We start from the raw sequence: 11525 nt of genomic DNA, 5'->3' as shown, positions 1-11525 counted from the left end.
CTTACTTGTTTTTCTATTTAATAGAGGAAGAAGGGTGGAAGGATAAGATGAAGGGTATTCTTTTTGCGTTACTTGGCGGTGTTTTTATTACAATTCAGAATATAGCAAATGCCCATATACGGGAGGATATTGGTATTTGGCAAACAGCCAGTTTAACTCAGTTCTCTGGATTTGTGCTGGCTTTAATAATTCTTTATTTTTCTAAAGATATAAATTGGAAAAGTGTTGGAAATGTTAAGCCTATCTATTGGTTTGGGGGAGCATTTGCAGCGATAATCCTGTTTAGTAATATGGAAGCAATAAAGCATATTGGTGTTACATTTACTGTATCATTTGTTCTCATATCCCAGCTTTTGCTAACATTTATAATAGACATAAATGGCTGGTTTGGAATAGAGAAGCGTAAATTAAGAGCTGCTGATTTTATAGGAATTGCGATGATGATAGGTGGAGTATTGTTATTAAAACTGTGACTGGCGGGAGTATGAATGAAGGAATGGAAAGATGATGTAAAGCTAAATTCTTTTTTGGAGCAATATGGATTAACAGCCGTTTTTAATGAGCATTTAATAAAGCATGCTCTGTTATGTGAATTTGAGCAAGGGGAAACAATTTGTACACAAGGAGAATCAGCACATTTCCTTTACGTGCTAGTTAGCGGCAAGATTAAAGTATATACAACTTCCTTGGATGGTAAAATACTTATTTTGTCCTTCAAGCAGCCGCTAGAGATTATAGGTGATGTAGAGTTCGTAAATGGAGCAGAACTACTCAATACTGTAGAGGCTGTGTCGGATAGTGTAATGATGGTTGGAATCAGTTTTGAATGGCTTAAAAGATATGGTTATAACGATGCTGAATTTCTTCAGTTTCTGCTCAATATTATATCTCATAAATTTTACAGAAAGTCCACGACGATGAGTTTTAATTTAATGTACCCAGTTGAAGTCAGACTGGCTAGCTATTTACTTTCTGTTTCAACAACGAAAGAACATACAGTAGCTGAAAAACTGGATTGGCTTGATTTAAAGGATGTAGCTAACTTCATCGGCACAAGCTATCGGCATGTGAATCGGGTAATAAAACAATTCTGTTTGGACGGGTTAATAGAGAAAAAGAAAGGTGTTATTACGATTAAAGACAGTGCTGGACTTATGAAGATGGCAAAGGATAATATTTACGAACAATAAGGAGGAATATTATGCTGGGAATGATACTGGCTATTATGGCAGGAGCGCTTGTTGGAGTGCAAAATATTTTTAATAACAAAGTGATGGTGAAAGCTGGCTCATGGACAACTACGACATTAGTTCTTGGAATGGGATTTGCTGCATCGTTCTTCATTGGTTTAGCTGTGGAAGGGAAAAGCCTTTTTGACTTTTCTAATATGGAGCTATGGTATTTATTTAGCGGCTTTATTGGTGTCGGTGTCGTTTATTGTGTAACGAAAGGAGTAAAGCTGCTTGGGCCAACATACGCTATTGCAATAGTGATGTTTGCACAACTCGGTTTTGCTGTATTATCTGATACTTTTGGCTGGTTCGGTACAGAGCCTATTCCATTCACCTTTAAACAGCAGCTAGGGGTATTGATTATTATTGGCGGTATTTTAATGTTTAAGTTAGGCGACAGCAAGAAAGGTAACGTTTCTGGAGTGTTAAAGAAAGCAGGTTAAAAGGGCTTGATAGCCCTTTTTTATTTTGTAATAAGTTTAAACATTTTTTTGCAATATATTCTTCTTCAAGAAGGCTTCTTCAATTAATGATAATAAATGTGTGGAGGCTTTGCCGTTTAAATTGTTTGTTCTTCGTAATAGCCCGATTACAGGTGCAGCGTCTATCCCATTAATCTCTAATACTTTTGTGCCAGGAAAGGGGAAGGAATGAGCTGTACGGGTAAAAAGAGATATCCCTAGGCCAGCCTGAACATAATGCTTGTGTGCCATACTGCTCGAAATCTCAAGCTTTTTATAATTTGTACCGATTTTCTCTAAAATTGTTTGTTCAATTTTTATTCTTATCGGGCAATTATGAGGTGTAAATAGAATGGTCTCCTCCAGTAAATCCTCCACTTCTGCTATTCCCTTTTCAGTAAGCGGATGCGACTCAGAAACTAGCAAAACAATGTCATCATAATATAACGGTTTAAATACATTCTCCATCGAAACTTCCGGTGCTCCGCAAATGGCAAAATCAATCTCGTCTTGATAAAGCATTGTACTTAATGTATTGGCATCAGCAACATGAAGAGAAATTTCTACTTTTGGAAACTTTTCAACAAAATCAGCGATAATGGCTGGGAGTTCAAGACTTGCTGTAGGCTCTGAAACACCAATGCGAATTAAACCTGCCAAACCGCCTTCCAAGTCCTGCAATGTTTTATCAAGACGATCATACTCTCTTAATAAAGCATTGGCGCGTTCATAAAACAGCCGGCCAGCTTCTGTCATTTTTAATGTTTTGCCTCGCTCTAGCAGTTTTTCGCCGACTTCTTCCTCCAGATGTTTAATATGAAGTGTAATTGTTGGCTGCGAATAATTTAATGCTTCTGCTGCCTTTAAAAAGTTTCCATATTTTACAATTGTCGTGAATGTGCAGATTGCACGAATCTCCATGTTAAACACCTCTTTAAGTTATAAATTTAGTAATTCTGAATCCCAGCATTAATTTTACTGATTATACTTTCTGAATTATTTGCTTTATTATAATCTATATTATCAACTAATCCAAGTGGTTTAGAGGGAATTTCGAAAGGGGAAGTAAAATGCCGACAATTACAATCGTAGCTGGTGGGAATTCTATTCACTCTCGTTTAACAGGCATATTGAATTATGCAGAGGAATTTTTGAAAAGCAACAGTATTGATGTTGAAATTATTCAAGTTCATCAGCTTCCAAGTGAAGCATTAATCAAGGCCGATTTCAAAAATGAGAAAATTCAAGAGGTAAATCAATTAATTGAAAAGAGTGATGGTGTGATCTTTCTAACCCCAGTGTATAAGGCAGCATACTCTGGTATTTTGAAAACATATATTGACCTTCTGCCACAGAAGGCTTTAAAAGACAAGGCAGTGCTCCCACTAGCTTTAGGAGGTACATACGGTCATCTATTAGTGATCGATTATGTGCTTAAACCGGTGCTGATCAACTTAGGAACAACAAATATAAATGGCGGTGTCTATATACAGGATACACAAGTGACAAAGCAGGATGATAATACTTATACGCTGGCAGATGAAACAATATCAAGATTAAATGAATCATTATCCCAATTTGTTAAATCAATCGTGAGGTGAAAAATATGGCATTTAAATTAAGCATTCTTGATCAGAGTCCTGTTGGTGAAGGAGAAACAGCAGAACAGGGGCTCCAAAATACGGTGAGGTTAGCACAGGCAGCTGATCAGTTGGGCTATCATCGTTTTTGGGTTTCAGAGCATCATAATAACGGTCAATTAGCTGGGTCTGCACCAGAAAGCTTAATCGGCTTTCTGCTGGCAACTACTAAAAATATTAGAGTCGGTTCTGGGGGCATAATGCTACAGCATTACAGCCCATATAAAGTTGCCGAAGTGTTTCATGTGCTCTCATCGCTCGCTCCAGGAAGAGTCGATCTTGGTGTGGGCAAAGCACCAGGTGGCTTAAACTTATCTACAAAAGCACTGCAGGAAGACAAAGTAGAAGCCCAAAAGTCTTTTGAAGAAAAACTGGCTGATTTAAAGCAATATATTTACCATAAGGAGCGTGACTTAGATTTAGTGGCTGCTCCTACTCCAAGGGTGAGACCAGATCTTATACTTCTTGGAGGAAGTGCAGAAAGTGCAGAACTGGCTGCAAAACTTGGAATATCCTTTGTGTTTGCTTACTTTATAAATGGAGAGCAAAATGTTCTAAAAGAAGCAAGAGAACGGTTTAAGCAGTTTTCACCGGCTGGTGCTGGTGGTGGGCAATTTATAGTGGCATTGACAGTAGCTGTTGCTGAAACTGATGAAAAAGCTGATTCCTTTATTAAGCAAAGAGAGTCTGTCAAGGTAATACTGGCAGATGGGAAGAAGTTAAATGTAGGTTCTTTGGAGCAGGCGGAAAAGGTAATCAGCCAGTATGAAGAAACAGATTATCAGCTTATCGTTCAAAAAGCGGGTTATGTTGCAGGTTCGAAGGAAAGTGTCAGGGATGCTCTTAGCAGTCTGGCTAAAGAGCATGAAATCGATGAAATCATTTCCTTATCACCAATTGTGGACATTAATGACAGGTTAAGTTCTTATAAGCTATTAAGTGAGGCATTTGCAGAAGAGAGTATTCACATAGAAAAAGAAAATGAAGGAGTGGGAATATAATGAGTCAAAATAAAAAAGTGGTAGTGTGGAGCAAAGTTGGATGTAGTTATTGTGAACAAGTCAAATCTTACTTATCAGATAATAATTTTGAGTATTCAACAATTGATGTGACAGAAAATGATTCTTTAAGAGATGTGCTTGAAGTTAAATATGGTATTCGCTATGTACCGGTAGTAGAGGTAAGTGACGGGGATTCTGCAGAATATAAAGCCGTTTTTAAAGTAGACCTGGAAGCATTAAAAGAAGCATTAGCTTAATTTTTTAATTTAAAGTTGACTATTTTCATTGGAATAATAAAAATTTGTGGAAGGTGGCTAAAACATGGTGAAGAAAATAAAGTTTGGTGCAATGATTCATGGAATTGGCGGGACAACAGATGGATGGCGTCACCCATCTGTTCCTGCAGATGCAAGTGTTAGTTTACCGTTCTATAAAGAACGAGCAAGGCTTGCAGAAAAAGCAAATTTCAGCTTCATTTTTGTGGCTGACGGACTGTCTATCAATGAAAAGTCACTGCCTCATTTCTTAAACAGGTTTGAGCCGATTACTTTACTGACTGCAATAGCAGGTGCTACAGAAAGGATAGGGATTGTCGGGACACTTTCCACTTCCTATAGCCAGCCTTTTAATGTCGCCAGACAGTTTCTATCATTAGACCATATAAGTGCAGGAAGAGCAGGCTGGAATGTTGTAACATCTCCATCAGCTGGAGCAGCTCAAAATTTCAATGAGACAGAGCTTCCTTCCCATGAGGAGCGCTATAAAAAAGCATCTGAACATCTCACTGTAGTTAAAGGACTATGGGATTCTTGGGAAGACGGTGCATTTGTCAGAAATAAGGACACTGGAGAATTTTTTGATAAAGAAAAAATGCATGCGTTAAATCATGAAGGAGAGTTCTTTTCCGTTAAAGGACCTTTGAATTTGGAAAGATCACCGCAAGGATATCCTGTTATATTTCAGGCTGGATCATCTGAAAGGGGCAAAAAATTTGCGGCGGAGTCAGCAGATGCGATTTTCACAGGTCACGAAACGTTAGAAGAAGCTATTGCGTTTTATCATGATGTAAAAACGAAGGCTGCTGAAAATGGTCGCAGTCATGATGATATTTTAATATTCCCTGGAATCAGTCCTATTGTAGCTGACACAGTAGAGGAAGCAAATAAGATATATGAGGATTTTATCAGCTTAGTGCCGATTGATAATGCGATTACGTATCTTGGAAGGTTTTTTGACCAATTTGACTTCAGTGTTTTTCCGCTGGATGAACCATTTCCGGATATAGGGGATATAGGCAAGGAAGCTTTTCAGAGCACAACAGACAAAATAAAAAGAATGGCAAAGGAAAATAAGCTGACACTACGCCAAGTGGCTCAGCAGGTTGCCGTTCCAAGAAGCACCTTTATCGGCACTCCTGAAATTGTGGCAGATAAGATTCAGAGCTGGTTTGAAAGCGGCGGTGCAGACGGCTTTATCATCAACTCTGAGATTCCAAGCCAATTTAAAGTGTTTGTAGAAAAAGTTGTGCCAATTCTTCAAGCAAGAGGCATTTATGAGGAAGAATATTCAGGCAGCACATTAAGAGATCATTTAGGCCTAAAAAAGCCGATTAATCAGCACAGTCTAAAAAGCAATAAAGCTTTAGAAGTGTAAAACAGGTAGCGTTTATGGGGAAATTTATCGTTAACAGAATGATTGCTGCTGTTTTTGTCTTGTTAGGATCTTTGTTTTTAGTATTTATCATTAATTATTCCCTCCCAGGAGATGCAGTCGATCAAATGCTTGAGGGGACAGGTGCCACTCCTGAGATGGCAGCTAATTTACGGAAAGAGCTAGGTCTGGATTTACCTTTCCACACTCAGTTTTTTGAATATTTAAATAATATTTTGCGAGGAGATTTCGGGAACTCCATTGTTAATCATTCACCCGTGTTATCCAAAATTATTACACAGTTTCCCGCAACCATTGCTTTAACTGTTGTTAGTGCGATTCTATCTATCGTGTTCGGCATTACTTTAGGTGTTTTTTCAGCAATCCACCATAACACCGTGATTGATTATGTTGCAAGATTAATCGGACTTTTTGGCATTTCTATGCCAACCTTCTGGTCAGGCATCTTACTAATTCTCATATTCTCCGTGACCTTAGGCTGGTTTCCTTCCATAGGATCTGACGGTTGGATTACATTAGTACTTCCTTCTATCGCACTTGGACTTGTAGGTTCTGGTGCAATCGTCCGTATGGTAAGGAACAGTATGCTTGAGGTGATGACTGAGCAATACATCCTGACATTAAGGTCGAAGGGGTTATCAGAAAAGGTGGTTATGTATAAACACGCTTTAAGGAATGCTCTAATTCCATCGATTACAATTATAGGAATGATGATCGGTGATATGCTGGGCGGGGCGGTAGTGATTGAAACGGTATTTTCCCGTCAAGGCATCGGAAGGCTTGTGGCAGATGCCATTACGGCAAAGGATTTGCCAGTTGTCCAAGGGGTAGTGTTTTTTTCTGCGATTGTTTATATATTAATAAATTTTATTGTGGACATCTTATATTCAGTTATTGATCCTCGTGTCCGAAAATCATTTTAGGAGGTGTGACTCACTTGAAAGAAACGGTATTAGCTGGGCAAATCAAAAAAACGACTGTAGTTAAAAAGAAAAAACGAATTTTCCACCCCGAGCATGTTTTTATCTATGTGGCCGGAAGTATTATTTTTTTCTTATTGGTTTGTGCAGTATTTCCACAGTGGGTAGCACCTTATGCCCCCACAAAAATGTTTACAGATGCAATTATGCAAGCACCTTCGGCCACTCATATTCTCGGTACAGACTACTTTGGCCGGGATGTTTTCAGCTTGATTGTCTTTGGAAGCAGGACATCTCTCATTATCGGTATTTTGTCCGTTATTGTGGCAGCTACTATCGGAATGCTCATCGGGTCTGTAGCTGGATATGCTGGAGGGATGATCGACCTTATTTTCATGAGAATTATTGATATTTTAATGACAATTCCAGGAATGCTGCTTTCTCTTGCCTTTGCCGCAGCATTGGGACCGAGTTTGATGAATATTATTCTCGCCATATCGATCTCGGCAGTGCCTGGCTATGCAAGATTGATGCGGGGACAAATTCTCACATTAAAAAGGAGGAATTTTGTCATTGCTTCAAAATCAATCGGGGTAAGCGATCTTGTCATTTTTTTTCGCCACATTTTGCCTAATGCTTACTCCCCGCTGTTAGTTATGGCGACTAATGGGCTAGGGTCCTCCATTCTTTTGGGAGCAGGGCTAAGCTTTTTAGGATTAGGAATCGTCCAAGAGGTTCCCGACTGGGGAACACTGCTGTCACAAGGCAGAGGCTACTTAGCAGCCGCTTGGTGGATTGCTACATTTCCTGGTATTGCAATCACTTCTTTTGTATTGTCAGCAAATATTATTGGTGATAGTCTCCGTGATTTCCTTGATCCAAAGAAACAGCAGAAAGGAGAAAACGCCTAATGCTCGATGTAAATAAGATAAATATAGAATTTAAAACAAAAACAGGGCTCCTTACTGCTGTGTCTGAATTGAACCTGTCTATTAAGGCTGGTGAGTCTGTCTGTTTAGTCGGTGAATCAGGAAGCGGAAAAACAATAACATCAAAGGCCATTATGAGATTGATTGAGTATGAGAATGGCATCATCTCACAAGGAGATATAACCTTTCAAGGTACCAAGCTTACTACCAGTGATGAAAAGATGCTCACGTCTATTAGAGGGAAAAAAATCGCGATGATTTTTCAAGAACCTTTGTCTGCTTTTGATCCAGTTTTCACAATTGGCCATCAGATAACGGAAATGATCAGAAAGCATCAAAAAACTTCACAGAAGGCAGCTTGGCAAAAAGGAATAGAACTGCTGAAAAAAGTGGGAATATCAGAGCCAGAGTATCGAATGAAGCAGTATCCGAATGAGTTCTCAGGCGGTATGTTGCAGCGGGCTATGATTGCAATGGCGATATCTTGTGAGCCTGATTTGCTTATAGCGGATGAGCCTACTACAGCATTGGATGTCACTATCCAACAGCAAATTATCGAGTTATTAAAATCATTAAAAGATGAATTTAATATGGGGTTACTGCTGATCACTCATGATTTAGGGATTGCTGCCGAGCTCGCAGACAGAATTGTTGTGATGTATGCAGGAGAAATAGTCGAGAATGCAACTGTTTCGCAGCTATTTCAAACACCGCATCATCCTTATACTAGAGGGCTGCTGAAATCTATGCCGAGCATATCAGCAAGTATTGGCAAGCTGTATTCCATTGAAGGTAGCATACCGAGTTTAAATGACCTGCCAGAAGGCTGCCTTTTTCATCCCCGCTGTCCATTTGCGACGGAAAAATGTAAAAGAGTAAGACCGAATCTTGAAATAGTAAATGACCGTTACTCTGCTTGTTTCTATGCAGAGGAGTTAGTGACAAAATCTGAATGGAGCTTAAGTGATCAACTACAAGAGGAAAAGCTCGCAGAAGACATCATTATGGAAAAGGCTAACGATAACCCGGAAATCTTGTTGGATATTAAGCAAATCAGCAAGCACTATCCGCTTGGAAGTGGTTTGAAATTTACAAAAAAACAAGTCAAGGCAGTAGATGACGTGTCATTCTCCATTAAAAAAGGCGAGACTTTTGGACTTGTTGGAGAATCTGGAAGCGGGAAATCGACGTTAGGAAGGGCCATTTTGCAGCTAGAAAAACTGTCTGGCGGGGAAGTGCTCTATAATGGTAATCCATTATCAGGACTTAACAGCCGAAAAATGGGCAAATATCGGAAAGAAATGCAGATGATTTTCCAAGACCCCAATAGTTCTGTCAATTCTCGTCTAAAAATAGGAGAGATTATTGCAGAGCCATTAAAGTGGCATTTAAAGCTTTCCAAGGAGGAAATACAAGAAACAGTAGAAGAGCTGCTGGAAAAGGTCGGATTAAAGCGCGAATGGACTGCAAGATATCCTCATGAGTTTTCAGGCGGACAGAGGCAAAGAATTGGAATTGCTAGAGCGATTGCCTTAAATCCATCCTTTATTCTCGCAGATGAAGCACTTTCTGCTTTAGATGTTTCCGTACAGGCTCAAATTATTAATTTACTCCAAGATCTTCAGAAGAAAATGGGCTTGACGTATTTGTTTATTGGCCATGATTTAGGTGTTGTCCAGCATATTTCTGACAGAATTGGTGTTATGTATTTAGGAAAGCTTGTGGAGATTGCACCAAGTAAGGAGATTTTCGAAAAGCCAGCCCACCCTTATACAAGGACATTGATTGACTCTATTCCAAATAGGAAGGGCAAGAAAAAGCTTGAAGCAAAAGGAGAGATTCCCTCGCCGGCAAATCCGCCGTCAGGATGCCGGTTCCGTACGAGATGTCCGTTTGCGAATAGGAAATGTGCCATGGAAGAGCCGGTGTTAACGGAAATACAGAAAGATAGATTTACAGCATGCCATTATCCTTTAGCGATTATTTAAAGTAGATAAAAAGAGATTAGGGGGAGACAAAGATGTTGCAATTAATTGGATTGCGAAAGCCTGTCCTATTTTATATAATGGCAGTTTTGCTGGTGCTGACTGCTTGCGGTAATGCTAACGAAAATACTTCTGCAAGTGAAGATGCAGAGCCCAAAGAAGGAGGTGAACTGGTTTATGGCCTGGCAACAGCGCCGGACAGTCTTGACCCTCATACGAGCGGGATGGCTGTATCCACGAGGGTGAATAACAGCATATATGAAAAGCTCGTTTATCAAACAGAAAATAATGAGATAAAACCGTGGCTTGCAACAAGCTGGGAGGTATCGGACGACCAAAAGTCTTTTACATTCAAATTAAGAGACGATGTTACCTTTCATGATGGCAGCAAATTCAATGCAGAAGTAGTTAAGTATAACTTTGACCGCATCGTAAATCCTGAAACGAAAGCTGCTAGTGCATATGCTTTGATTGAGAATTATGAGTCTTCCGAAGTGATAGACGAATATACCATAACCATTCATTTCTCAGAGCCTGCTGCAACCTTCTTAAGTAATTTAAGTCAGCCTAAATTGGCAATTGTTTCAAAAGAAGCTGCTGAAAAATATGGCTTGTCTCTAGCAACAAATCCAGTCGGCTCTGGGCCATTTAAGTTTGTGAATCTTGATGAGAACAATGAAATTGTCTTGGAAAGACTCGATGATTATAATCGGAAAGCTCCCTATGCTGACCATGAAGGAAAAGCTTATTTAAATAAGCTTACGTACAAAATTATTCCTGAAGAGGCAACGAGAATAGGCAGTGTCCAAAGCAATCAATTAAATGCGGTTGAAACAGTGCCGCCACAAGATCTTAAGTCAATTAAAGCAAATGGAAACTTGCAAATTTATGAAACACAAACAGCAGGGATGCCATATGGTCTGTTTGTAAATCCGGAAAATGAGCCATGGAATGAATTAGAAGCACGATTAGCACTGAAGGAAACGATAGACGTAGATAATATTGTTAACACGCTTTATCTAGGAACATATAAGCGCGCATGGTCTGTCATAACACCAACAATTCTTGGATATGACAAGGCCCTCGAAAATACAGCGAAAATTGATATAGAGAAAGCTAATGAACGATTAGAAAGCCTTGGCTGGACGAAGAATAGTGAAGGGATAAGAGAAAAGAACGGTAATCAACTGGTGCTTCGTTTAATAGACAGCAATGTTAACAGAGAGAAGCGCCACGATATTGCTACAATCATTCAGCAGCAATTAAAGGAAATAGGGGTAAAGCTTGAGTTTACTACATCAGCAGACTATTATAATATCACTAAAAATGGCAAGGATTATGATGTAATTGGCAACAGCAGGGTAGCTGGTGATCCTGATGTGCTCCGGCTATTCTTCCATTCTGATAATCTGCCTGAAAATGGCGGTTCAAGCCTCGCTCGACTTCATGACAGTGAAATTGATCAATGGCTGGAGAGTGGTGAGTTGGAGACAGATGCAGCTAAAAGGGCCGACTTATACAAAAAGGTGCAGCAAAAATTGATTGGGCAAGGATACTTTATTCCTATTTATGTCTTCCCATATACTGTAGCAACATCTAATGAAGTTAAAGGTTTAACCTTTGATTCACAAGGCTATCCGCAGTTCAACGATGTTTTCATTAATAAGTAATAAAGAGAAAATTATA

The 11525-nt window shown here is 39.3% G+C and carries 12 protein-coding genes; 11 read left to right on the top strand and 1 reads right to left on the bottom strand.

From position 1 onward, the window contains the following. The first annotated feature begins 47 nt into the window (after positions 1 to 47). From MKX82_RS21110 to MKX82_RS21100, 3 genes are read left to right on the top strand one after another with little or no spacing between them, the layout of a single operon-like run. Positions 48 to 473 (top strand): DMT family transporter, encoded by a 426-nt coding sequence (locus MKX82_RS21110; RefSeq protein WP_341079900.1) that lies wholly within the window; start codon positions 48 to 50, stop codon positions 471 to 473. A gap of 15 nt (positions 474 to 488) precedes the next feature. Beyond that, a complete protein-coding gene (locus MKX82_RS21105) occupies positions 489 to 1190 on the top strand; it encodes a Crp/Fnr family transcriptional regulator (RefSeq protein WP_341079898.1) in 702 nt (233 codons plus the stop codon). Between the two features lie 8 nt (positions 1191 to 1198). Then, on the top strand, positions 1199 to 1675 hold the full coding sequence (locus MKX82_RS21100; RefSeq protein WP_341081581.1) for a DMT family transporter: 477 nt from the start codon (positions 1199 to 1201) through the stop codon (positions 1673 to 1675). A 36-nt stretch (positions 1676 to 1711) separates the two neighbouring features. On the opposite strand, the gene MKX82_RS21095 is transcribed toward MKX82_RS21100, so the two are convergent. Continuing rightward, on the bottom strand, positions 1712 to 2614 hold the full coding sequence (locus tag MKX82_RS21095) for a LysR family transcriptional regulator (RefSeq protein WP_341079895.1): 903 nt from the start codon (positions 2612 to 2614) through the stop codon (positions 1712 to 1714). Between the two features lie 149 nt (positions 2615 to 2763). On the opposite strand from MKX82_RS21095, the gene ssuE reads away from it, so the two are divergent. The 8 genes from ssuE (at position 2764) to MKX82_RS21055 (ending at position 11509) form a co-directional block, all read left to right on the top strand. Further along, a complete protein-coding gene (gene ssuE / locus MKX82_RS21090) occupies positions 2764 to 3294 on the top strand; it encodes an NADPH-dependent FMN reductase (RefSeq protein WP_341079894.1) in 531 nt (176 codons plus the stop codon). A gap of 5 nt (positions 3295 to 3299) precedes the next feature. Continuing rightward, positions 3300 to 4334, top strand: a complete 1035-nt coding sequence (locus tag MKX82_RS21085) for an LLM class flavin-dependent oxidoreductase (protein WP_341079892.1) — start codon at positions 3300 to 3302, stop codon at positions 4332 to 4334. Continuing rightward, the gene (locus MKX82_RS21080; protein ID WP_233316963.1) at positions 4334 to 4591 is read left to right on the top strand and encodes a glutaredoxin family protein; all 258 of its coding nucleotides are present in this window, start codon (positions 4334 to 4336) and stop codon (positions 4589 to 4591) included. Before MKX82_RS21085 ends, MKX82_RS21080 begins: the two co-directional genes overlap by 1 nt. Before the next feature lie 64 nt (positions 4592 to 4655). Next, a complete protein-coding gene (locus MKX82_RS21075; protein ID WP_341079890.1) occupies positions 4656 to 5987 on the top strand; it encodes an LLM class flavin-dependent oxidoreductase in 1332 nt (443 codons plus the stop codon). A 14-nt stretch (positions 5988 to 6001) separates the two neighbouring features. Further along, entirely contained in the window at positions 6002 to 6928 is a 927-nt protein-coding gene (locus MKX82_RS21070) for an ABC transporter permease (protein ID WP_233316961.1), read from the top strand. A gap of 14 nt (positions 6929 to 6942) precedes the next feature. Next, complete coding sequence (locus tag MKX82_RS21065) at positions 6943 to 7836, top strand: ABC transporter permease (protein ID WP_245400082.1); 894 nt, start codon at positions 6943 to 6945, stop codon at positions 7834 to 7836. Then, the gene (locus tag MKX82_RS21060) at positions 7836 to 9842 is read left to right on the top strand and encodes an ABC transporter ATP-binding protein (RefSeq protein WP_341079887.1); all 2007 of its coding nucleotides are present in this window, start codon (positions 7836 to 7838) and stop codon (positions 9840 to 9842) included. Before MKX82_RS21065 ends, MKX82_RS21060 begins: the two co-directional genes overlap by 1 nt. A gap of 32 nt (positions 9843 to 9874) precedes the next feature. Next, positions 9875 to 11509 (top strand): ABC transporter substrate-binding protein, encoded by a 1635-nt coding sequence (locus tag MKX82_RS21055; protein ID WP_341079885.1) that lies wholly within the window; start codon positions 9875 to 9877, stop codon positions 11507 to 11509. Positions 11510 to 11525: the final 16 nt, after the last annotated feature.

Origin of the sequence: Niallia sp. FSL R7-0271 (assembly GCF_038005785.1) — a bacterium.
Classification (GTDB): Bacteria; Bacillota; Bacilli; order Bacillales; family Cytobacillaceae; genus Niallia.
The sequence above is the reverse complement of the archived record's forward strand: the minus strand, read 5'-3'. Positions and strand labels throughout refer to the sequence as shown.

What these genes read in the sequence shown, in the direction of transcription:
- MKX82_RS21055 (WP_341079885.1), top strand. Translation starts at nt 9,875, where the DNA reads ATGTTGCAATTAATTGGATTGCGAAAGCCTGTCCTATTTTATATAATG.
- MKX82_RS21105 (WP_341079898.1), top strand. Translation starts at nt 489, where the DNA reads ATGAAGGAATGGAAAGATGATGTAAAGCTAAATTCTTTTTTGGAGCAA.
- MKX82_RS21075 (WP_341079890.1), top strand. Translation starts at nt 4,656, where the DNA reads ATGGTGAAGAAAATAAAGTTTGGTGCAATGATTCATGGAATTGGCGGG.
- MKX82_RS21070 (WP_233316961.1), top strand. Translation starts at nt 6,002, where the DNA reads ATGGGGAAATTTATCGTTAACAGAATGATTGCTGCTGTTTTTGTCTTG.
- MKX82_RS21085 (WP_341079892.1), top strand. Translation starts at nt 3,300, where the DNA reads ATGGCATTTAAATTAAGCATTCTTGATCAGAGTCCTGTTGGTGAAGGA.
- MKX82_RS21060 (WP_341079887.1), top strand. Translation starts at nt 7,836, where the DNA reads ATGCTCGATGTAAATAAGATAAATATAGAATTTAAAACAAAAACAGGG.
- MKX82_RS21110 (WP_341079900.1), top strand. Translation starts at nt 48, where the DNA reads ATGAAGGGTATTCTTTTTGCGTTACTTGGCGGTGTTTTTATTACAATT.
- MKX82_RS21095 (WP_341079895.1), bottom strand. Translation starts at nt 2,614, where the DNA reads ATGGAGATTCGTGCAATCTGCACATTCACGACAATTGTAAAATATGGA.
- ssuE (WP_341079894.1), top strand. Translation starts at nt 2,764, where the DNA reads ATGCCGACAATTACAATCGTAGCTGGTGGGAATTCTATTCACTCTCGT.
- MKX82_RS21080 (WP_233316963.1), top strand. Translation starts at nt 4,334, where the DNA reads ATGAGTCAAAATAAAAAAGTGGTAGTGTGGAGCAAAGTTGGATGTAGT.